22 protein-coding genes, 2 tRNA genes and 1 pseudogene are annotated in these 19,350 nt (G+C 67.0%); 9 read left to right on the top strand and 16 right to left on the bottom strand.

Annotated features, from left to right (window positions below; translation table 11 throughout):
• Positions 1 to 25 precede the first annotated feature (25 nt).
• Entirely contained in the window at positions 26 to 493 is a 468-nt protein-coding gene (locus NP80_RS20715; protein ID WP_035488230.1) for a plasmid fertility inhibition factor family protein, read from the top strand.
• A 595-nt stretch (positions 494 to 1,088) separates the two neighbouring features.
• On the opposite strand, the gene NP80_RS20710 is transcribed toward NP80_RS20715, so the two are convergent.
• From NP80_RS20710 to ssuD, 8 genes are all read right to left on the bottom strand, one after another.
• Positions 1,089 to 1,164: transfer RNA gene (locus NP80_RS20710), tRNA-His, on the bottom strand.
• Between the two features lie 59 nt (positions 1,165 to 1,223).
• Positions 1,224 to 2,210 (bottom strand): tRNA dihydrouridine(20/20a) synthase DusA, encoded by a 987-nt coding sequence (gene dusA, locus NP80_RS20705; RefSeq protein ID WP_006411734.1) that lies wholly within the window; start codon positions 2,208 to 2,210, stop codon positions 1,224 to 1,226.
• A gap of 121 nt (positions 2,211 to 2,331) precedes the next feature.
• Complete coding sequence (locus NP80_RS20700) at positions 2,332 to 2,586, bottom strand: hypothetical protein (protein ID WP_006400182.1); 255 nt, start codon at positions 2,584 to 2,586, stop codon at positions 2,332 to 2,334.
• A 54-nt stretch (positions 2,587 to 2,640) separates the two neighbouring features.
• Positions 2,641 to 2,838, bottom strand: a complete 198-nt coding sequence (locus tag NP80_RS20695; RefSeq protein WP_006400183.1) for a hypothetical protein — start codon at positions 2,836 to 2,838, stop codon at positions 2,641 to 2,643.
• 139 nt (positions 2,839 to 2,977) lie between these two features.
• Positions 2,978 to 3,193 carry a TOBE domain-containing protein gene (locus tag NP80_RS20690; protein ID WP_006400187.1) on the bottom strand — a complete coding sequence of 72 codons (216 nt, stop codon included), beginning with the start codon at positions 3,191 to 3,193 and terminating at the stop codon, positions 2,978 to 2,980.
• A 55-nt stretch (positions 3,194 to 3,248) separates the two neighbouring features.
• Positions 3,249 to 4,211, bottom strand: a complete 963-nt coding sequence (locus NP80_RS20685; protein WP_006404889.1) for an ATP-binding cassette domain-containing protein — start codon at positions 4,209 to 4,211, stop codon at positions 3,249 to 3,251.
• Positions 4,208 to 5,017, bottom strand: a complete 810-nt coding sequence (gene ssuC, locus NP80_RS20680; RefSeq protein WP_006400191.1) for an aliphatic sulfonate ABC transporter permease SsuC — start codon at positions 5,015 to 5,017, stop codon at positions 4,208 to 4,210. The genes NP80_RS20685 and ssuC overlap by 4 nt, the downstream gene beginning before the upstream one ends.
• 16 nt (positions 5,018 to 5,033) lie before the next feature.
• A complete protein-coding gene (ssuD, locus tag NP80_RS20675) occupies positions 5,034 to 6,191 on the bottom strand; it encodes an FMNH2-dependent alkanesulfonate monooxygenase (protein ID WP_006411728.1) in 1,158 nt (385 codons plus the stop codon).
• 343 nt (positions 6,192 to 6,534) lie between these two features.
• Between ssuD and NP80_RS20670 the strand changes: the two genes are divergently transcribed.
• The gene (locus NP80_RS20670; RefSeq protein ID WP_006400193.1) at positions 6,535 to 6,963 is read left to right on the top strand and encodes a hypothetical protein; all 429 of its coding nucleotides are present in this window, start codon (positions 6,535 to 6,537) and stop codon (positions 6,961 to 6,963) included.
• Between the two features lie 153 nt (positions 6,964 to 7,116).
• On the opposite strand, the gene NP80_RS20665 is transcribed toward NP80_RS20670, so the two are convergent.
• Genes NP80_RS20665 through NP80_RS20655 form a run of 3 tightly spaced genes read right to left on the bottom strand, consistent with a single transcriptional unit; the run spans position 7,117 to position 9,138 of the window.
• Positions 7,117 to 8,265, bottom strand: a complete 1,149-nt coding sequence (locus NP80_RS20665; protein WP_006411727.1) for an enoyl-CoA hydratase/isomerase family protein — start codon at positions 8,263 to 8,265, stop codon at positions 7,117 to 7,119.
• 33 nt (positions 8,266 to 8,298) lie between these two features.
• The gene (locus NP80_RS20660; RefSeq protein ID WP_370445547.1) at positions 8,299 to 8,631 is read right to left on the bottom strand and encodes a DMT family transporter; all 333 of its coding nucleotides are present in this window, start codon (positions 8,629 to 8,631) and stop codon (positions 8,299 to 8,301) included.
• A gap of 9 nt (positions 8,632 to 8,640) precedes the next feature.
• On the bottom strand, positions 8,641 to 9,138 hold the full coding sequence (locus tag NP80_RS20655; protein WP_006400196.1) for a heme-degrading domain-containing protein: 498 nt from the start codon (positions 9,136 to 9,138) through the stop codon (positions 8,641 to 8,643).
• Between the two features lie 195 nt (positions 9,139 to 9,333).
• On the opposite strand from NP80_RS20655, the gene NP80_RS20650 reads away from it, so the two are divergent.
• The 7 genes and pseudogenes from NP80_RS20650 to NP80_RS20620 all read left to right on the top strand — a co-directional run bounded on the left by NP80_RS20650 (position 9,334) and on the right by NP80_RS20620 (position 14,652).
• Positions 9,334 to 9,410 (top strand) — tRNA-Met (locus NP80_RS20650).
• Between the two features lie 161 nt (positions 9,411 to 9,571).
• A complete protein-coding gene (locus tag NP80_RS20645; protein ID WP_006400197.1) occupies positions 9,572 to 10,117 on the top strand; it encodes an NUDIX hydrolase in 546 nt (181 codons plus the stop codon).
• Positions 10,118 to 10,125: 8 nt separating this feature from the next.
• On the top strand, positions 10,126 to 10,890 hold the full coding sequence (gene aat, locus NP80_RS20640; protein ID WP_006400198.1) for a leucyl/phenylalanyl-tRNA--protein transferase: 765 nt from the start codon (positions 10,126 to 10,128) through the stop codon (positions 10,888 to 10,890).
• A 33-nt stretch (positions 10,891 to 10,923) separates the two neighbouring features.
• Positions 10,924 to 11,754 (top strand): arginyltransferase, encoded by an 831-nt coding sequence (locus NP80_RS20635; protein ID WP_006400199.1) that lies wholly within the window; start codon positions 10,924 to 10,926, stop codon positions 11,752 to 11,754.
• Positions 11,755 to 11,898: 144 nt separating this feature from the next.
• Complete coding sequence (locus NP80_RS20630) at positions 11,899 to 12,936, top strand: quinone-dependent dihydroorotate dehydrogenase (RefSeq protein WP_006400200.1); 1,038 nt, start codon at positions 11,899 to 11,901, stop codon at positions 12,934 to 12,936.
• 101 nt (positions 12,937 to 13,037) lie between these two features.
• Positions 13,038 to 13,832, top strand: a complete 795-nt coding sequence (locus tag NP80_RS20625; RefSeq protein ID WP_006400201.1) for a cystine ABC transporter substrate-binding protein — start codon at positions 13,038 to 13,040, stop codon at positions 13,830 to 13,832.
• A gap of 128 nt (positions 13,833 to 13,960) precedes the next feature.
• Positions 13,961 to 14,652, top strand: a pseudogene (locus NP80_RS20620) (amino acid ABC transporter permease).
• Positions 14,653 to 14,692: 40 nt separating this feature from the next.
• On the opposite strand, the gene NP80_RS20615 reads toward NP80_RS20620, so the two are convergent.
• The 5 genes from NP80_RS20615 to rlmB all read right to left on the bottom strand — a co-directional run bounded on the left by NP80_RS20615 (position 14,693) and on the right by rlmB (position 19,292).
• Complete coding sequence (locus NP80_RS20615; protein WP_006404895.1) at positions 14,693 to 15,679, bottom strand: Gfo/Idh/MocA family protein; 987 nt, start codon at positions 15,677 to 15,679, stop codon at positions 14,693 to 14,695.
• A gap of 95 nt (positions 15,680 to 15,774) precedes the next feature.
• Entirely contained in the window at positions 15,775 to 16,491 is a 717-nt protein-coding gene (locus NP80_RS20610) for a FadR/GntR family transcriptional regulator (protein ID WP_006400204.1), read from the bottom strand.
• Between the two features lie 280 nt (positions 16,492 to 16,771).
• Positions 16,772 to 17,467 carry a ribose-5-phosphate isomerase RpiA gene (gene rpiA, locus NP80_RS20605; RefSeq protein ID WP_006411731.1) on the bottom strand — a complete coding sequence of 232 codons (696 nt, stop codon included), beginning with the start codon at positions 17,465 to 17,467 and terminating at the stop codon, positions 16,772 to 16,774.
• 87 nt (positions 17,468 to 17,554) lie between these two features.
• Positions 17,555 to 18,430, bottom strand: coding sequence for an N-acetylmuramoyl-L-alanine amidase (locus NP80_RS20600; protein WP_045594347.1), 876 nt, complete (start codon positions 18,428 to 18,430; stop codon positions 17,555 to 17,557).
• A gap of 118 nt (positions 18,431 to 18,548) precedes the next feature.
• Positions 18,549 to 19,292: a 23S rRNA (guanosine(2251)-2'-O)-methyltransferase RlmB gene (gene rlmB, locus NP80_RS20595; protein WP_006400207.1), complete on the bottom strand. Its 744-nt coding sequence runs from the start codon at positions 19,290 to 19,292 to the stop codon at positions 18,549 to 18,551.
• Between the last annotated feature and the right edge of the window lie 58 nt (positions 19,293 to 19,350).

The raw sequence follows: 19,350 nt of genomic DNA, 5'->3' as shown, positions 1-19,350 counted from the left end.
ACCGCCCGCACTATTCACCAAAACGATGCCACTGACTCGTACCACCTATCGCGGCGAAGAGGTCTGGATCGTTCCGCTCCCCGGACACGCGCCCTATGCGTCCACGCACCTGAAGCGCGTGTTCGCGTCCGACGATTCGCGGCATCGCGTCGTGATCGTCGATCCGGCCAGGCTGCTTGCGTGCGCCGACCGCGACACCACGGATTACGTGCTGCCCGCGGTCGCGTATTGGCCGCCCGGCAAAGCGGCCGGTATTCGCGCGTTCCTCGATCCGGTCAGTCCGCGCATTCCCGATATGCCGTTCGTCACGTTTCGCGAGACGAGAACGCGGACGCTGTTCGGTCTTCCCGGTCTGGCGAAAGTCGGTGTCGTGTCGTTCCGCAATGGGCAGCATCGCGCGCGTTATCTCGCACATGCAGGCGCGACGGCCCTGCCCGTCGAAGTGCACGAGACGGAGGCCGATTTGCTGATGCGTTATTGCGGCGTGCAGTGACGTCGGGAAAGGCTCGCGCGATTCGAGTTCGAGCGGCATTCGAAAACGCGAAAAAAAATCCCGACGACATCCGGGATATCGTCGGGATCGAACGGCCCTTGAAAAAAACAGGCGCGAGGAAAGTGCGGTCATCTTACATGGATGAAAGCATGTGAGTCAGCCGTGAAATTCGCCTAATCGCTGTTCGATTCCGCCAATGTTGATTGATGTCAAAGGATCGGGGAGACGGCGGGTGGGATTTGGCGAAGGCCGATATGGGGTGGTGGCGGTATGCGTAGCAGCCGACGTTGGGTAGTGGGATCGCGGCGCCTGAATGTACCGGTCTGCATACCATGCGCTCGGTGCGTAATGATGGGAGCGATTTTTGAGAGCCGCATAAGACGAATCACAGCCCGCGGAGCGAGCGTGGGCCGTTTCGATCAAAGTCGCAGCGGCAGTTCAGATTCTTGGCGGTGACGGTGTGTCGGCGTTCGGATCATTCGGTCGGCGCAAAACCGACTTGGGCGAGATTCCCAATTTGGGAACGCCAAAAACAAAAACGGCACTGAGAAATCTCAGTGCCGTTTCCAACAACTTGATACTGCTCGGAATTCTTTGGGGTGGCTGATGGGACTCGAACCCACGACAACAGGAATCACAATCCTGGACTCTACCAACTGAGCTACAGCCACCACTGATACTGCTTTGTTCTCCGCTGCGTCGTTTGCTGTTCAGCAGCGAAGAAGCAAGATTATACGAACTCTTTTGAATCTTGCAAAGCCTTTTTTTCAAAAATTTCTTCGACGTCGTTCAGATGCGCGCGTGCCTCGTCGAACACGGCCAGATCGCCGCGCCCGAGCTTCTTGTTGTCCGATAGCACGCGACGCCAGCCGCGCGCACCCGGCACGCCGCGATACAGGCCGAGCGCATGCCGTACGATCGCGCCGAGGTACGTGCCGCGCTTCAGTTCCGCCGCGCAGTATTCGATCAGCCGCGCCTCGGCCTCTTCGCGCGTCGGCGCGGCGTCGGTCGATCCGTAGAAGCGTGCATCCACGTCGGCGAGCACGTACGGGTTGTGATACGCCTCGCGGCCCAGCATCACGCCGTCGACGTGCTCGAGATGCTGCGCCACCTCGTCGAGCGTCTTGATCCCGCCGTTGATCACGATCTCGAGCGACGGGAAATCGTGCTTCAACCGATACGCATAGTCGTACTTGAGCGGCGGAATCTCGCGATTCTCCTTCGGCGACAAGCCCTTCAGGATCGCATTGCGCGCATGCACGATGAACGTCGAGCACCCTGCTTCCGCCACCGTGCCGACGAAGTCGCGCACGAACGCGTAATCCTCGACCGCATCGACGCCGATCCGGTGCTTGACCGTCACGGGCACCGCCACCGCATCGCGCATCGCCTTCACACAGTCGGCGACGAGCTGCGGCTCATTCATCAGGCACGCGCCGAATGCGCCGCGCTGCACGCGTTCGGACGGGCAGCCGCAGTTCAGGTTGATTTCGTCGTAGCCCCACTGCTCGCCGAGCTTGGCCGCACGCGCAAGATCGTCGGGCTCGCTGCCGCCGAGCTGCAGCGCAACCGGCGACTCGTTCGGCGTGAACGCGAGATGCCGCGCGACGTCGCCGAACAGCAGCGCGCCCGTCGTGATCATCTCCGTATACAGCCACGTGTTGCGCGTCAGCGTGCGATGGAACGAGCGGCAATGACGATCGGTCCAGTCGAGCATGGGCGCGACGGAAACGCGGCGGGGAGGAAGCGAAGACGAAGCGGACATGGAATCGGGGCAACAGGCGGCGCGGGAACAACCGGGCATTTTACCGCAACCGGCGCACGCCTTGCCGGCGCCGCTAACGCGCGCTCGCGTCGCCGAGTTCCGCGTCGACCGCGCGCCGCGCTTCGTCGAGCACGCGTTCGATCACGCGCCGCTCGGTCAGCAGAATCCCGTCGACCTTGACGAGCCGCCAGTCGATGCGCACCTCGCCGCGCTCCAGCACGCGATAGTGGACATGCTCGCCGTCCCACACCTGCTCGGTCTTCACCTCGATCTCGAAGCCGCGATAAGGCTCGCTGTAGTCGCCGAGATCGCTGCCTGTCGGTTCCATCGCACGCTCCGTCGTGCACGGCGCGACGCCGCCGGCGCGGCCCGCGCCGTCAGGTCAGTCGTATTTGTCGGACAAAACGGATTTGCCGTCGGCGGTCAGGTCGACGCGGCCCGCCGCGGCCTGATAGATCAGCCCCTCGTTCAGCAACGCGTAGACGACGTCGTCGAACGCAGCGGGCACCGGCCGGCTTTCGCCGAACCGGTCGATCCACTTCAGCGCCTCGATGGCTTCGGGAGAAAGAATGGGCGTCATGCGCGGCCTCCGGCATCGATGTCGCTCCATCCTAGCACTTCGCCCGGACGTCGAACACCGGCCGATCGGCCGACGAAACGCACGCCTCGAGTGCACCGCACGGCGCCAGGCGGCATCGCCGCCCGACGCGTGCCGCCGCTCACAGCCGCGCGATCGATACCTCGGTCGATTTCACGAGCGCGACGACTTCGGCGCCCACCTTCAGTTCGAGTTCGTCGACCGAACGCGTCGTGATGACGGACGTGACGATGCCGAACGGCGTCTCCACGTCGACCTCGGACACGACGGGGCCGCGAATGATCTCCTTCACCTTGCCTTTGAACTGGTTGCGCACGTTGATTGCAGTAATGCTCATCGGGTTGATCGCTCCGAAAAAAAGTCGGGAAACGGGCGCCGGTGCCGCCCGCGGATTAAACGGCCCAGCGGATCCGTGCGACGGATCGCCCGCCGCTCGCGTGGACGTTCGCGTCGCCGTCGCGCACCTCCTCCGTGCGCCCGCCGAGCACGCGCTGCAGCACGCGGTCCTCGAGCGCGGCGAACGCCGCCGACGCCCGCGCGCGCGGCCGCTCGAGCGGCACGGGCTGGTCGAGCGCGACACGCCCCTGCTCGATCAGCAGGATGCGGTCGCCGAGGGCGACGGCTTCCTGCACGTCGTGCGTGACGAGCAGCGCGGTGAACCGATGCTCGCGCCACAGCCGCTCGATCAGGGCATGCATCTCGATGCGCGTCAGCGCGTCGAGCGCGCCGAGCGGCTCGTCCAGCAGCAGCAACTCCGGACGATGCACGAGCGCACGCGCAAGCGCGACGCGCTGACGCTGGCCACCCGACAGCTGCGCGGGCCAGTCGTCCGCGCGCTCGAGCAGGCCGACTTCGGCGAGCACCGCACGCGCGTCGTCGCGCGCGCGGCGGCCGAGGCCGAGCATCACGTTCTGCAGCACGGTCTTCCACGGCAGCAGCCGCGCGTCCTGATACATGATTCGCGTATCGAGCGCGCCGCCGGCGGCACCGCGCGTCGCGAGCGTGCCGTCGCTCGGCTGCTCGAGGCCGGCGACGAGCCGCAGCAGCGTCGATTTCCCGCAGCCGCTGCGCCCGACGATCGCGACGAAGCTGCCGCGCGCGATCCGCAGATCGACGTCGTCGAGCACCGTGCGCGTGCCGAAACGCTTGCTGACGCCGCTCAGCGTCACGGCATCGTCGGACGCCGCATCGCCCGCGCGGCGCCGCGCAAGCGGCACAACGGCTGCACCGCCGTCGCGCTCCACGATCGCCGCGTCGCGCGCTGCGTCGTCCGCCACGCGCGTCTGCGCGAGTTCGGCTTCGAGATCGGCGCCGGCCAGCGGCCCGTAGACGGCCGCCGAAGTGGTCGCATTCATGCCTTCGCTCCTGATTGATAGGCGGGGTGCCAGCGCAGCGTCACGCGCTCGAGCCATTTCGCCAGCACGTCGGCCAGCTTGCCGAGCACCGCGTACAGCAGGATGCCCACCACCACGACGTCGGTTTGCAGGAATTCGCGTGCGTTCATCGTCATGTAGCCGATGCCCGACTGCGCGGAGATCGTTTCCGCGACGATCAGCATCACCCACATCAGCCCGAGCGCAAAACGCACGCCGACGAGGATCGACGGCAGCGCGCCCGGCAAAATCACGTGCCGGTAGAGCGCGAAGCCGCGCACGCCGTAGCTCTTCGCCATCTCGATCAGGCTTGCGTCGACCGAGCGGATGCCGTGATACGTATTGATGTAGACGGGAAAGAACACGCCCAGCGCGACGAGGAACAGCTTCGCCTTCTCGTCGATCCCGAACCACAGGATCACGAGCGGAATCATCGCGAGCGCCGGAATATTGCGGATCATCTGGATCGTCGAGTCGAGCGCGACCTCCGCGGCCTTCGACAGTCCGGTCGCCAGCCCGAGCGCAAGGCCGACGCCGCCGCCGACCGCAAAGCCGAGCAGCGCACGCCATGTGCTGACCTTGACGTTCGCCCACATCTCGCCCGATGTCACGAGCGACCACGCGGCCCGCACGACCGCGACGGGCTCCGGCAGCACGCGCGTGGACAGCCAGCCCGTGCGCGTACCGATCTCCCACGCGACCAGCAGCGCGAGCGGCACGAGCCACGGCGCGATACCGCGCCACGCACGGGCGGCGGCGCCGCCGGTCGTCGACGTTGTCGTCGTCATTGCAGCCTCCCTTCGCTCAGCTCTGGCTCGTCTTCGGCAGATAGCTGTTGCCGACGATCTCGCCGAACGGCCCCGACAGCGGTCCGGTCGGACGCTGCGCCTGCTTGCCCTTGATCAGCGGGAACACGAGTTCCGCGAAACGGTACGACTCTTCGAGATGCGGATAGCCGGACAGGATGAACGTATCGATCCCGAGCGCCGCGTATTCGCGCATGCGCTCCGCGACCTGCTCCGGATTGCCGACGAGCGCCGTGCCCGCCCCGCCGCGCACGAGGCCGACACCGGCCCACAGGTTCGGATACACCTCGAGCGTCTCGCGCCCGCCGCGCTTGCCGCCGTGCAGCGCGGCCATCCGGCGCTGCCCTTCGGAGTCCATGTTCGCGAAGGCCTGCTGCGCGCGGGCGATCGTGTCGTCGTCGAGACGGCTGATCAGCCGGTCGGCGTCGCGCCACGCTTCGTCCTCGGTTTCGCGCACGATCACGTGCAGACGAATGCCGAACTTGATCTCGCGCCCGCGCGCCTGCGCTCGCGCGCGGATATCGGCGATCTTCTTCGCGACGGCCTCGGGCGGTTCGCCCCAGGTCAGATAGGTGTCGATGTGGTCGGCCGCGATCGCATGCGCGGCCGGCGACGAACCGCCGAACCACAGCGGCGGATGCGGACGCTGCACCGGCGGATACAGCGCCTTGCCGCCCTTCGAGCGCAGATGCTTGCCGATATAGTCGAAGCCGTCGTTGTCGTGCGATGCGGCGAGCAGCCCGCGCCAGATGTGCAGGAAGTCGTCGGTGATCTCGTAGCGCGTATCGTGATCGGCGAACAGCCCGTCGCCTTCGAGCTCGGCCGCATCGCCGCCCGTCACGACGTTGATCAGCAGACGGCCGCCGGACAGCCGGTCGAACGTCGCGGCCATCCGCGCGGACAGCCCCGGCGACGCAATGCCGGGCCGCACGGCGACCAGGAACTTCAGCCGCCGCGTTGCCGGAATCAGGCTCGACGCGACGACCCACGCGTCCTCGCACGAGCGACCGGTCGGCAGCAGCACGCCTTCGTAGCCAAGCGTGTCGGCCGCGACGGCAACCTGCCGGAAGTAGTCGTAGTCCGCGGCGCGTGCGCCTTCGGCCGTGCCGAGGTAGCGGCTGTCGCCGTGCGTGGGAATAAACCAGAACACATTCATCTGCTGCTCCTGCGTGACTGTCCTTGCCAGAATTGAGATAAAACGTCGCCCTGCTCGCGGCGCGCGTCGGCGCCGCATGCATGGTGTGCGTTCGAATCGGGATGGTTCGCCGGTCGGGCCGTGCGGCGGGCGAATGCGCGGATGCACGGCGGCTTCTGGGAAATCAGTCTAGGGACCGAGGCGCGGCTTTGGAACGATTTTTTTGAGCTTAGGTTTTCCGCTTTCGTGATTAGCGCGACGCTGCAGCGAATATGCGCCGGCCCGGCCCTATAATGACGCCCTGTCCGAACAACCGCGCGCATCCGGCTTCGCCGCACGCGCATGCAGCACACACTACCGACCGATGCAGAAAGTCATCCTGCCCTTCCTCTCCGGCTTCCTGGCCGCCCTGTTCTTCCGCGAAGCGACGCTGGCGCTGCTGCATACGGCCGATCTGATCGCCGCGGCCGGCTTCTCGACGCAGCCGTTCGCGCCGCTCGGTATTCCTGAATTTGTCGCCAACGCGCTGATCAGCGCGTGCATCGCGATCCCGATGGCGTGGCTGCTGCGCGTGTCGCCGGAGCGCGAGGCGCCGTGGATCGGCGCGCTGCTGTTCGGCGGAATCGTGCTGACCGCCGCGCGCGTGTTCGCGATCGATCCGCTGCGCGGCCTCTGGCCGTCCGGCAACATGATGCCGGTGCTCGCGGCCGGCTTCGCGGCCAATGCGATCTGGGGCTTCGGCGCGCTCGTGTTCATGCGCGCGTTCATGTCGGACGACGCCGGCGAAGACTGATCGGCCAAGCACGGCCGCGCGCGTTCGAGCGCCCGTCGGCCGCCAGTCGCCAAACGACATACCGCGCGTTCGAGCGCCCGCCAACGAAAAGGCCGCCTGCATCGACAGGCGGCCTTTTCATTTCGATACGCCGCTTCGCGCGGCACCGCGCATTCAGTCCTTCAGATGACGCAGCGGATGCGTGTCGGGCGTCCACGGGCTGTCGAACATCGCGAGCACGTCCGCGCGATCGACGTCGGCGATCGACTTGAACCGCCATGCCGGCTGGTGATCCTTGTCGACGATCAGTGCACGCACGCCCTCGATCACGTCGCCGCGCGCGAACGTCGAGCGCGTGAGATCGAGATCGCGTCGCAGGCATTCGGCCATCGTCGCGCCGCGCGCGCGGTCGACGACTTCGAGCGACACGGCCATCGACAGCGGCGACAGCTCGCTGCGCATCGCATGCGTCGCCTTCTCGACCCAGCCGTCGACGGCCGCGCAGTCCTGCTCCGCCTCGAGCGACGCGACGATCGCGCCGATGTCGGGCTGCGCGAAATGCCGATCGATGCCGGCGCGCGCATCGGCGAGCGCCGAGGTATCCGGCGTCGGTACGACCTTGTGCGCGGCCGCCGCATCGGCGACGCACGCGACCGCCTGCGCCCCGTCGTCGAAGCGCGTGCCCTTCAGCGCGTCGATCAGCGCCGGCAACGCGGCGTCGGGCACGTAGACGTCGGCAAGCTGCGCGGCCAACGCGCCGGCCGCGTCGAGCGTCGCGCCCGTCACCGCGAGGTAGCGGCCGATCATGCCCGGCGTACGGGCCAGGAACCAGCTCATCCCGACGTCCGGGAACAGTCCGATGCGGGTTTCGGGCATCGCCATCTTCGTCGAATCGGTGACGACGCGCAGGCCGCCCGTATGCCGCGCGGCCTGCGAGATCCCCATCCCGCCGCCCATCACGACGCCGTGCATCAGCGCGATGTACGGCTTCGGATAGGTGAAGATCGCGTGGTTGAGCGTGTATTCCTCGATGAAGAACGTGTCGACCGCGTCGCGGTCGCCGCGCTGCCATGCTTCATGGAAGAACCGTACGTCGCCGCCCGCGCAGAACGCGCGCGGATGCGGGCTGTGCACGACGACCGCGACGACGTCCGGATCGTCGCGCCACGCATCGAGCGCCTGCTGCATCGTGCGGATCATCGCGACGGACAGCGCGTTCAGCGCCTTCGGCCGGTTCAGTTCGAGAAAGCCGATGCGGTTCGCAACATACGCACGCACGTCGGGCTGGGCGGATTCGGGAGAAACGGAAGCGGTGTCGGTCATGAGCGTCTATCTATCGGGCAATCGTGCGCACGTTCAGTGCGCCTGCATCTTCGAGAACAGGTTCAGCACCACGACGCCCGAGATGATCAGGCCGAGGCCGATCACCGCCGGCAGGTCGGGCACCTGACGGTACAGCAGCATCGCGACGAGCGTGATCAGCACGATGCCCGCGCCCGACCACACCGCATAGATGATGCCGACCGGCATCGTGCGCAATGTCAGCGACAGGCAGTAGAACGCGACGCCGTAACCGGCGACGACGAGCGCAGACGGCCAGAAGCGCGTGAAGCCGTCCGCCGCGCGCAGCGCCGACGTGCCGATCACTTCCGCGACGATCGCGATCGCGAGCCAGGCGTATCCGGGCAGCTGCATCGTTCAGCTCCTCGCGAGCGCCAGCACGCCGTAGTCCTGACCGAGCTCCGCGCACAGCGTTTCGACGACGAATTCATGATCGAGCCGTTGCGGCAGTCCCGACACCGTGACCGAGCCAATCACGCCGGCACCCGCGACGGTCAGCGGAAACGCGCCCCCGTGCGGCGCGTATTCGGCGAGCGGCAGGCCGTGCTTGTCGGCGAGCGTCGTGCCGGCCTGCTGCATGCGCAGCCCGATCGCATAAGAACTGCGGCGGAAATGCGCGACGACGTTGCGCTTGCGGCGCACCCAGTCGGCGTTGTCCGGCGTGGCGCCGGGCAGCGCCGAGAAGAACAGCGGGTGCCCGAACGTGACGATGTCGATCGCGACCGCGTGCCCGCGCGACGCGGCGAGCGCATGCATGCGGTTGCCGAGCGCCCACGCGCGCGCCGGATCGAAGTGGGGAAACACGAGCGCCTGTTCCTGCGCGCCGATCGATTGCAGATCGTGAGCGATGTCCATGAATCCGTCGATGCTGTAATGAGAATCGCAACGGCGCCGCGGCGATCGCGGGCTCCGCTGCCGGAGTGACGACACAAACCGCTCGATTCTAGCGCACGCGTCGCGCGTCCCGACCCCGGCCGCCTTTCGAACGCGATTCTCACAAAGTGCTTGCGCGCGCTCGGGTTACTCCTTATAATTCAATCTTTCGACGGACGCGGGGTGGAGCAGTCTGGCAGCTCGTCGGGCTCATAACCCGAAGGTCGTAGGTTCAAATCCTACCCCCGCAACCAAGCGTCCCGATTTCCGCAGAAAGCCCGGCCCAGCGCCGGGCTTTTTGTTTTCCGTGCGGTTTCGGTCCGTCGCGCGCGCACCGCCGCGCGCCCGATGCGCGCGTTCGAGAATGCGCCGCCCCGGTGATACACTCGCAATCACCTCGTCCCTTCCATTCGACATGAAATTCTGCTCCGTCTGCGGCCACGAAGTCATCGCGCGCATCCCTCAGGGCGACAACCGCGAGCGCTTCGTCTGCGATCACTGCGGCACGATCCATTATCAGAATCCGCGCAACGTCGTCGGCACGGTGCCGGTATGGGGCGAACAGGTGCTGCTGTGCCGCCGTGCGATCGAACCGCGCTACGGATTCTGGACGCTGCCCGCGGGCTTCATGGAGATGGGCGAAACGACCGCCGAGGCGGCCGCGCGCGAAACGCTCGAGGAAGCCGGCGCGCGCGTCGAGGTGCAGAACCTGTTCACGCTGCTGAACGTGCCGCACGTGCACCAGGTGCATCTGTTCTATCTGGCGCGGCTCGTCGATCCGGAATTCGAGGCCGGCGAGGAAAGCCTCGAGGTCAAGCTGTTCGACGAAGCCGACATCCCGTGGGACGAGATCGCGTTCCCGACGGTCAGCCAGACGCTGCGCTTCTTCTTCGCCGATCGCGCGACCGGCGACTACGGCGTACACACCGGCGACATCTTCCGCTCGCTGCGCAACGGCTGAATCGGCCCATGGTTCCCTGGCTCGGCCCGGACGATCCGTTTCCGCCCGTCGAACGCGCGCTCGGACCTGCGACCGGCGCGCCGGGCCTGCTTGCCGCGAGCGCCGATCTGCTGCCGTCGCGGCTCATCGACGCGTATCTGCGCGGCATTTTCCCGTGGTATTCGGACGGCCAGCCCGTGCTGTGGTGGAGCCCCGACCCGCGGATGATCCTCGTGCCGGACGAGTTCAAGGTATCGCCGTCGCTGAAGAAGACGCTCAAGCGCGTGCTGCGCGATCCCGCATGGGAAGTGCGCGTCGATCACGACTTCCGCGGCGTGATGCGTGCGTGCGCGCAGGCGCCGCGCCGCGGGCAGCGCGGCACGTGGATCACGGCCGAGATCATCGACGCGTACACGTCGCTTTATCGCTCCGGCAATGCGCACAGCATCGAGACCTGGCACGACGGACGGCGCGTCGGCGGGCTGTACGGCGTCGCGTTCGGGCAGATGTTCTTCGGCGAGTCGATGTATGCGGACGTCACCGACGCCTCGAAGATCGCGCTGGCCGCGCTCGTCGCCCACCTTCGCGAGCACGGGCTGGAGATGATAGACTGCCAGCAGAATACGTCGCATCTAGCGTCGCTCGGCGGCCGCGAGATCGCACGCAAGGCCTTTGTCGCTCACGTGCGCCGCGCGGTGGCCGAACCGCCGATTCCGTGGCAGTTCGACAAGCGCGTGCTCGCCGCGCTGACGGGCCGCACCGAGCCGGCGGCCCCTTCCGGGATCGAGCGCTAGCGCGGCACTCCATCCCTGCATCGAGAGCTGCCCATGACTCACCCGACTGAGCTGCCGCTTTCACCGCTTTCGGCGCTGCAATTCTATGCAACGGCGCCCTATCCGTGCAGCTATCTGGACGGCCGTATCGCGCGCTCGCAAGTCGCGACGCCGAGCCATCTGATCAACTCCGACATCTACACCGAGCTCGTGAAGGCCGGCTTTCGCCGCTCGGGCGTGTTCACCTATCGGCCGTACTGCGACGGCTGCCGCGCCTGCGTGCCGGTTCGCGTGCCGGTCGCCGCGTTCGCGCCGTCGCGCACGCAGCGCCGGATGTGGAAGCGGCATCGCGCGCTCGTCGCGACCGTATCGCCGCTGCACTACGACGAAGATCACTACGCGCTCTACATGCGCTATCAGTCGGCGCGCCACGCGGGCGGCGGCATGGACCGCGACAGCCGCGACCAGTACGAGCAGTTCCTGCTGCAAAGCCGGATCAATTCGCGCCTCGTCGAATTCCGCGATCCCGATGCGCCGGACGGCGAGCCCGGCAAGCTGCGGATGGTGAGCATGATCGACATCCTCGGCGACGGGCTCTCGTCGGTCTACACGTTCTTCGAGCCCGACGATCCGCACACGAGCTACGGCACGTACAACATCCTCTGGCAGATCGAACAGGCCAAGAGCCTCGGCCTGCCGTACGTCTATCTCGGCTACTGGATCCGCGAAAGCCCGAAGATGGCGTACAAGGCCAACTTCCATCCGCTCGAAGGACTCATCGACGGCCGCTGGAAGGTGCTCGACCCGGCGCGCGTCGATCTGCCGCCCGTCGACGCCGCACTCGCGCGCGCGCCGCTGCCCGGCGGTCACACCGGCTCGGTGTGAGCGGTACGCGGCGCCGCCGCTTGCGCACGGGACAGCGCGCAAAGATCGCGGCGCGCGAGCACGCCGGACCAAAGCCCGCCTCTGCCGCACAACTCCCGGTAAAATAGCGGGTTGTCATTCATTCCGGCTGTCCGCCCAATTCCCGTGTTCAGTTCCCTCTATCCGCTGGCCCGCGCATCCCTGTTCAAGATGGATGCGGAAGACGCTCACCACCTCACGCTGCGCGCGCTCGGCGCCGCCGGCCGCACGGGCCTCGCCTGCGCGCTGTCGGCGCGCGTGCCCGACGCGCCGCGTACGGTGATGGGCCTCACGTTCCGCAACCCGGTCGGCCTGGCGGCCGGTCTCGACAAGGACGGCGCGGCCATCGACGGCCTCGCGGCACTCGGTTTCGGCTTCATCGAGGTCGGCACGGTCACGCCGCGCGCGCAGCCCGGCAATCCGCGCCCGCGGATGTTCCGCCTGCCGCAGGCCGAGGCGCTGATCAACCGGATGGGCTTCAACAACCACGGCGTCGACCAGTTCGTGAAGAACGTGCAGGCCGCGCGCTATCGCGGCATCCTCGGCCTGAACATCGGCAAGAATGCCGACACGCCGATCGAGCGCGCCGCCGACGACTATCTGTACTGCCTCGAGCGCGTCTACCCGTTCGCGAGCTACGTGACGATCAACATTTCGTCGCCGAACACGAAGAACCTGCGCCAGCTGCAGGGCGCGGGCGAACTCGACGCGCTGCTCGCTGCACTGAAGGACAAGCAGCAGCGTCTGGCCGACCTGCACGGCAAGCTCGTGCCGCTCGCGCTGAAGATCGCGCCCGATCTCGACGACGAACAGGTCAAGGCGATCGCCGATACGCTGCTGCGCCACAAGATCGAAGCGGTGATCGCGACCAACACGACGTTGTCGCGCGCCGCCGTGCAAGGCCTGCCGCACGCGGACGAAGCGGGCGGGCTGTCGGGCCGCCCGGTGTTCGATGCGTCGAACGAGGTGATCCGCAAACTGCACGCGGAAGTCGGCAGCGCGGTGCCGATCATCGGCGTCGGCGGCATTTTCTCGGGCGATGACGCGCGCGCGAAGCTCGCGGCCGGCGCATCGCTCGTCCAGCTCTATACCGGCTTCATCTATCGCGGCCCTGCGCTCGTGGCCGAATGCGTGAAGGCGATCGCGCGCGAGCGTGCCGCGTAATATAGGCATAAACAAACGATATTTTGACGTCGATTGTATTTTTGCTATGATCGACGCCATTGTCAGATCATGAGCCCCGCCGGGGCAAGGAAGCTCACACGATGAAATTTGCGCTGCTGAAGAAGCTGCTGGTTGCCGGTCTGATCGGCACGTCGTTCGCCGCCGCGACCGCGCATGCGGCCGACCTCCTCGACCAGGTCAAACAACGCGGCACGCTGCGGATCGGCCTCGAGGGCACGTTCCCGCCGTTCAACTCCAAGAATCCGCAAGGCGAGCTCGTCGGCTTCGACGTCGACATCGCGAAGGCCGTCGCCGCGAAGCTCGGCGTGAAGCCGGAATTCGTGACGACCGAATGGAGCGGCATCATCGCCGGCCTGCAGGCCGGCAAGTTCGACGTGATCGTCAACCAGGTCGGCATCACCGACAAGCGCAAGGAAACGCTCGACTTCTCGCCGGCTTATACGTATTCGTCCGCGCAGCTGATCCAGCGCAAGGACGACACGCGCCAGTTCAAGTCGCTCGAAGACCTGAAGGGCAAGAAGCTCGGCGTCGCGCTCGGCACGAACTACATGGACATGGCGAAGTCGGTGCCGGGCATCGACGTGAAGACGTATCCGGGCGCGCCCGAGTATCTGCGCGACCTCGCGGCCGGCCGTCTCGACGCGGCACTCAACGACCGCCTGATGCTCGCGTACCTGACGAAGAATTCGCAGCTGCCGCTGCGCCCGGGCGCGAACGTCGGCTCGGCGAATCCGTCGGGCATTCCGTTCAAGAAGGGCAACCCGAAGTTCCAGAAGGCGATCGACGACGCGATGACGCAGCTCGAAGCCGACGGCACGTTCACGAAGATCTCGGACAAGTGGTTCGGCATCGACGTGACGAAGCCGCTGAAGTAAGCGCCCTCCGGCCTCCACGCGCCGCCTGACGGCGGACCGACAAGGGCGGCATCTGCAACGATGCCGCCCTTTGTTTTATTCGTCCGGTTTATGATTGCGCTTTCGCGCACGCATCCGTTCCGTACTCCATGTCGACCACGTCCCTGCTCGTCCAATCGCTGCCGGTGCTCGCCCAGGGCGCCGTTCTGACCGTCAAGTCGCCGTGCTGTCGATGGTGTTCGGCCTGCTCGGCGCCGTCGTCCTGGCGATGATGGGCATCCGGCAAGGCGAACCGCTGGAAGGCTTCGAGCGCATCTGGGTCAATGCGCTGGCGTGGCTCGCGCGCGCCTACGTCAGCCTGATGCGCGGCACGCCGCTGCTCGTGCAAATCTTCGTGATCTACTACGGCCTGCCGAGCCTCGGCATCTCGCTCGATCCGACGCCGGCCGGCGTGATCGCGCTGTCCGCGAACGTCGCCGCGTACATGTCCGAAAGCATGCGCGGCGCAATCAACGGGATTGCGCGCGGCCAGTGGCTCGCCGCGTACAGTCTCGGGCTGTCGTGGGGGCAGACGCTGCGCTACGTGATCGGACCGCAGGCCCTGCGCATCGCGGTGCCGAGCCTGTCGAACAGCCTGATCAGCCTGATCAAGGACACCTCGCTCGTGTCCGTCATCACCGTGACCGAGCTGCTGCGCAGCGCGCAGGAAATGATCGCCGCGACCTATCAGCCGCTGCCGCTCTATCTCGCGGCCGCGGCCATCTACTGGGTGCTATGCCAGATCCTCGAGTGGGTGCAGCGCTGGTACGAGAAGCGCCTGTCGCTGCCGGCACGGCACTGACCGCGGCCGCGCGGCACGCGCTGCGCCGCGCGCCGCACCGTCACTCGTCCGGATAACGGACACCGAGCGCGGCGCGTGCCGCGTCGGTCATCGCGATCATCTGCCGCGAATGCGCATGCGTGACGATCGGGCTTTCGATCTCGCCGGCACGCAGCAATTCGCAGAAGTGCCCGGTTTCATAGTTGAGCCCGCCGCCTTCGAACGGCGCATCGAGTTCGACCGTGCGGCCGTCTGCATAGCGAATCGTCGCGCGCGCCGGATTCCACCATTTCTCGTGGATCGTCACGTGGCCGCCGGCCGCCGCGATCAGCGCATCGCCGCGCCCCATCACGTCGAGCCCGCAGAACAGCTGCGCGATGCCGCCGTTCGCGTGGCGGCTGTTCAGGCTTGCGAACACGTCGACGCCGGTCGGGCCGAGACGGCCGAGCGTCTGCACGTCGACGGGTGCCCCGAGCCAGTCGACGGCCAGAAAGGCTTCGTAGATCCCGATATCGAGCAGCGCGCCGCCCGCACGATCGAGCCGGTACACCGAATGCTCGGCCGGCACCGTCGACGATGCGCACCCTGCCCGCACGAGCCGGATCTCGCCGATCGGATCGGCGTTCAGATGTGCGCGCAACCGGCGGTAGAGCGGAAAGAACGGCGGCTTCATCGCTTCCATGAACAGCCGCCCGGCGGCGTGTGCGGCGCGCAGCACGGCATCGAGCTGCACCGCGTTCAGCGTCGCGGGCTTTTCGCAGAGCACGGCCTTGCCGGCCGCGAGCGCGGCGAGCGCGTACTGCGCGTGGCTGTCATGTAGCGTCGCGATGTAGACGGCATCGATGTCGGACGCGAGCAGCGCGTCGACGCTGGCCGCGGGCGTACCGCCGCAGGCCGCGCAGAACGCGGCGGCCGCGTCCGCGCGGCGTGCCCATACGCCGGCAAGCGCGGCGCCCGGTACGTGCGCGAGGCTTTGGGCGAAGCGGCGCGCGATGCCGCCCGCGCCGATGATGCCGAAGCGCACCGGGCGCTGGTCGAGGTCGTTCATCCGGATTTTCCGTGTCGGTCGTGGAGCAACGGCCGGCACGACGCCGGCAGGCCGTCATGATAAACGGCGGGCCGGCATCCGGATCGGCAACGCGCTCACGCGCGCACGGGCACTTCGACCGAGAAGTCGCGCGAGATCTCGTCCGCGCTGAAATCGATGAGCGCGAGCGCGGCGGCTTCCGCCTCGCGCGGATCGCGCCGCTCGATCGCGTCGACGACGCGCGCATGCGCCTGCACCGCGACCTCATGCGCGCCTTCCTTCTGCACGACGCGCGGATTGACGAGCCGCACCGCGCCGCGCACGATCGCCGCCATCTGCTGGAAGAACTGGTTGCCGCTCGCCTGCACGATCCGCGTATGCAGCAGTTCGTCCGCCGTGTCGTAGCCGGGATCGCCGGGCTCCAGCACCTTGAACGCTTCGAACGCCTCACGGATGCCGGCGATGTCGGTCGCGGTCGCACGCACGGCCGCCTGCGCGGTGGCGCGCGGCTCGATCAGCATGCGGAACTCGATGACGTCGCGCATGAACTGCGGATCGGGTTTCGCCCGGAACCGCCAGCTGACGACGTCTTCGTCGATCATGCGCCAGTCGCGCATCGGACGCACGCGCGTGCCGACTTTCGGACGCACGTCGAGCATGTCGCGCGCCAGCAACATCGACAATGCTTCACGCATCACCGTGCGGCTCACGTCGAACTCTTTCGATAGCACGTCCTGCGGCGGCAGGATGCCGCCATACTTGTCCTCGACGATACCCGTGACAAGTCCATCCATCACTTTGGCGACCAGTGACCGGTCTTTGCCCTGCTCCATGACACCTCCCCGTGCGTCGATTTGCGAAAACCTGCTCCGCAGTTCCGCCGGCCCTGGTTACGACTGTTCTTATGATCTATAAGTTGATGAGTTCGACGCCATTCCGCTATCTGGTAAACACCTGACAGGGTTATCCCTCTTTTTGACGCGGAGATTTATACGGCCTCAAAAAAAGCCCGGGAAGCGCGCTGCGCCTGCCGGGCCATGATTTTTTCAAGATTTAAACATGCAATCCATTACGGCTATGTGCGCGTTCTGACCGATTGCACGCCGACGTTTTTCAATGCGCCGGATAAACGATCGTCTCGACGCCGTGTTCGGTGCCGAGCAGGCACAGATTCGCGCCGCGCGCGGCGAACAGCCCGACCGTCACGACGCCCGGCCACGCATTGACCTGCGCCTCGAAACCGCGCGGATCGGCGATCTGCAGCCCCTTCACGTCGAGGATCTCGTTGCCGTTATCGGTGATGTACGGCGCGCCGTCCTTCGTCACGCGCAGCACCGGCACGCCGCCGAGCGCCGTCACGCGCCGGCCGATCGCGGTGCGCGCCATCGGCACGACTTCGATCGGCAGCGGGAACGCGCCGAGTACCGGCACACGCTTGCTCGCGTCGGCGATGCAGACGAAGGTGTCGGCGACCGACGCGACGATCTTCTCGCGCGTCAGCGCACCGCCGCCGCCCTTGATCATCGCGCCGCTCGCGTCGATCTCGTCGGCGCCGTCGACGTACACCTGCAGCGACTCCACTTCGTTCAGGTCGAACACCGCGATGCCGTGCGACTTCAGGCGCTCGGTCGTCGCGACGGAGCTCGATACGGCGCCGCGATAGCGCGATTTGACGGCCGCGAGCGCGTCGATGAAGCAGTTCGCCGTCGAGCCGGTGCCGACGCCGATCACCGCGCCCTCCGGCACGTTGTGGATCACGTAATCGGCGGCGGCCTGGCCGACCAGGCGTTTGAGTTCGTCTTGAGTCATGGGATGGATGATGCTGCAGGATTGCGGAAAAACCGCCAGTTTACCGGACTCGCGCAAGCGGCCGCCCGTTTTCGGCGCGCCGGTCGCTCACTGCGGATCGACGTCGGACCGCGCGCCATCCATCGGCGGCTGGCCCGGGAAATACTTGTCGAGCAGCGCCTGCGCGATCGCGTCCGTCTCGGCATCTGCATCGCCCGCATAGTCGGACGGCCGAAAGTGCATCTGGAACGCCGAAAACACGCGGCGCGTGCGCGTGTCGAGCACGCCGTCGATCGGCACGTCGTAGCCGTAGCGCGCGAGCTTCGCCTGCAGCTCGCGCACGTCGACGGGCGCATGCGGGTCGCGGCCCGCGAGCCGCGCGGCGACCGTCGCGTCGTCGGGCCACGCGCCGACGCCGGCTTGTGCGAGCGCGCGCCACGGAAACAGCGGGCCCGGATCGATCTTGCGTTGCGGTGCGATGTCGCTGTGCCCGACCACGCGAGTCGGTGCGATGCCGTAACGCGCGACGATGTCCTTCGACAGCCGGATCAGCGCATCGACCTGTTCCGGCGGATACGGCTGCCACGTGCGCTGCTGCGGATCGAGCGGGCCGCGATTCACGTTCTCGATGCCGATCGATGCCGCGTTCAGTTCGGTCGTCTGCTGCCATGCGCTGACGCCCGCATGCCACGCGCGCTGGGCTTCGGGCACGAGCTGATAGACGACCGGCTGCCCGCGCTCGCTGCGCGGATGAGCCGGCACCACGTAGTGCACGCTGACCGTATCGCCCGTCAACGTGCGCAGCGATTTCGCCTCGTCGCTTTCGGTGTAGTGCATCACGAGAAAGCGGATCCGCGAATCGGCGCCGCGCGCGTGCAGGCTCGTATCGGCATAGTAGCTGCCGCGTTCGACCAGCGACGGCGACGCACACGCGGCAAGCAGGCACAAGGCGGCGCACGACGCGCCGACGCGAAACGATGTCATCGAGTGAGAACCGGAAGAAAACGCGCGCCGCTGCGCTTGCGGGCGCGCGATGCGCATCGTGCTGCGCGCTCGCGGCGCGGCAGACGCGGGCGATGCCTCGTGCGGCGCGGCAGACGCGTCAGCCTTTCGCCCGCCGCTGCCGAACCGCTTCGTACAGGCATACGCCGCTCGCCACCGACACGTTCAGACTTTCGACGCTGCCCGCCATCGGAATGCTCATCACTTCGTCGCACGTGTCGCGCGTGAGCCGGCGCATGCCCTCGCCTTCGGCGCCCATCACGATCGCGACCGGGCCGTCGAGCTTCGTGTCGTACAGCGTCGCCGACGCTTCGTCCGACGTGCCGATGATCCACACGCCGGCTTCCTTCAGCTCGCGCAACGCACGCGCCAGGTTCGTGACCGTGATGTACGGCACGGTGTCGGCGGCGCCGCTCGCGACCTTCGCAGCCGTTGCGTTCAGGCCGACCGCACGGTCGCGCGGCGCGATCACAGCGTGCGCGCCGGCCGCATCGGCGACGCGCAGGCACGCGCCGAGGTTGTGCGGATCGGTGACGCCGTCGAGCACCAGCAACAGCGCCGGCCCTTGAATGCCGTCGAGCAGCTCGGACAGGTTTTGCGCGAGCGGGAGGTCTTCGACGCGCGCGACGACGCCCTGGTGACGCTCGGTATGCGCGAGCCCCCACAGACGCGTCTCGTCGGCTGCGATCAGCCGCACGCCCGCTTCCTTCGCGGCGTGCAGGAAGTCCTGCATGCGGCGATCGCGACGCGTCTGGTCGTACAGCACCTCCACCACCGTCGCTGCATCGTGCCGCAAGCGTGCGGTCACCGCATGAAAACCGTAAAGAACCTTCAGACGTGACATGACTGGAACAACCTTCGATCAAACGTGCGGCCGCACGACGCGCGCAGCCGCGATCCAT

Source organism: Burkholderia multivorans ATCC BAA-247 (assembly GCF_000959525.1).
In the GTDB taxonomy this organism is placed as follows: Bacteria; Pseudomonadota; Gammaproteobacteria; order Burkholderiales; family Burkholderiaceae; genus Burkholderia; species Burkholderia multivorans.
This window is presented reverse-complemented; position numbering and strand designations above follow the sequence as displayed.

Excerpts from the sequence above, each read along its gene's own strand:
- NP80_RS20670 (WP_006400193.1), top strand. The coding sequence starts at position 6,535 with ATGCAGAAAGTCATCCTGCCCTTCCTCTCCGGCTTCCTGGCCGCCCTG.
- NP80_RS20665 (WP_006411727.1), bottom strand. The coding sequence starts at position 8,265 with ATGACCGACACCGCTTCCGTTTCTCCCGAATCCGCCCAGCCCGACGTG.
- NP80_RS20610 (WP_006400204.1), bottom strand. The coding sequence starts at position 16,491 with ATGGAGCAGGGCAAAGACCGGTCACTGGTCGCCAAAGTGATGGATGGA.
- dusA (WP_006411734.1), bottom strand. The coding sequence starts at position 2,210 with ATGCTCGACTGGACCGATCGTCATTGCCGCTCGTTCCATCGCACGCTG.
- NP80_RS20700 (WP_006400182.1), bottom strand. The coding sequence starts at position 2,586 with ATGGAACCGACAGGCAGCGATCTCGGCGACTACAGCGAGCCTTATCGC.
- NP80_RS20635 (WP_006400199.1), top strand. The coding sequence starts at position 10,924 with ATGACTCACCCGACTGAGCTGCCGCTTTCACCGCTTTCGGCGCTGCAA.
- NP80_RS20615 (WP_006404895.1), bottom strand. The coding sequence starts at position 15,679 with ATGAACGACCTCGACCAGCGCCCGGTGCGCTTCGGCATCATCGGCGCG.
- NP80_RS20715 (WP_035488230.1), top strand. The coding sequence starts at position 26 with ATGCCACTGACTCGTACCACCTATCGCGGCGAAGAGGTCTGGATCGTT.
- NP80_RS20600 (WP_045594347.1), bottom strand. The coding sequence starts at position 18,430 with ATGACATCGTTTCGCGTCGGCGCGTCGTGCGCCGCCTTGTGCCTGCTT.
- ssuD (WP_006411728.1), bottom strand. The coding sequence starts at position 6,191 with ATGAATGTGTTCTGGTTTATTCCCACGCACGGCGACAGCCGCTACCTC.
- NP80_RS20655 (WP_006400196.1), bottom strand. The coding sequence starts at position 9,138 with ATGGACATCGCTCACGATCTGCAATCGATCGGCGCGCAGGAACAGGCG.
- rpiA (WP_006411731.1), bottom strand. The coding sequence starts at position 17,467 with ATGACTCAAGACGAACTCAAACGCCTGGTCGGCCAGGCCGCCGCCGAT.
- aat (WP_006400198.1), top strand. The coding sequence starts at position 10,126 with ATGGTTCCCTGGCTCGGCCCGGACGATCCGTTTCCGCCCGTCGAACGC.
- NP80_RS20625 (WP_006400201.1), top strand. The coding sequence starts at position 13,038 with ATGAAATTTGCGCTGCTGAAGAAGCTGCTGGTTGCCGGTCTGATCGGC.
- NP80_RS20690 (WP_006400187.1), bottom strand. The coding sequence starts at position 3,193 with ATGAGCATTACTGCAATCAACGTGCGCAACCAGTTCAAAGGCAAGGTG.
- NP80_RS20685 (WP_006404889.1), bottom strand. The coding sequence starts at position 4,211 with ATGAATGCGACCACTTCGGCGGCCGTCTACGGGCCGCTGGCCGGCGCC.
- rlmB (WP_006400207.1), bottom strand. The coding sequence starts at position 19,292 with ATGTCACGTCTGAAGGTTCTTTACGGTTTTCATGCGGTGACCGCACGC.
- ssuC (WP_006400191.1), bottom strand. The coding sequence starts at position 5,017 with ATGACGACGACAACGTCGACGACCGGCGGCGCCGCCGCCCGTGCGTGG.
- NP80_RS20695 (WP_006400183.1), bottom strand. The coding sequence starts at position 2,838 with ATGACGCCCATTCTTTCTCCCGAAGCCATCGAGGCGCTGAAGTGGATC.
- NP80_RS20645 (WP_006400197.1), top strand. The coding sequence starts at position 9,572 with ATGAAATTCTGCTCCGTCTGCGGCCACGAAGTCATCGCGCGCATCCCT.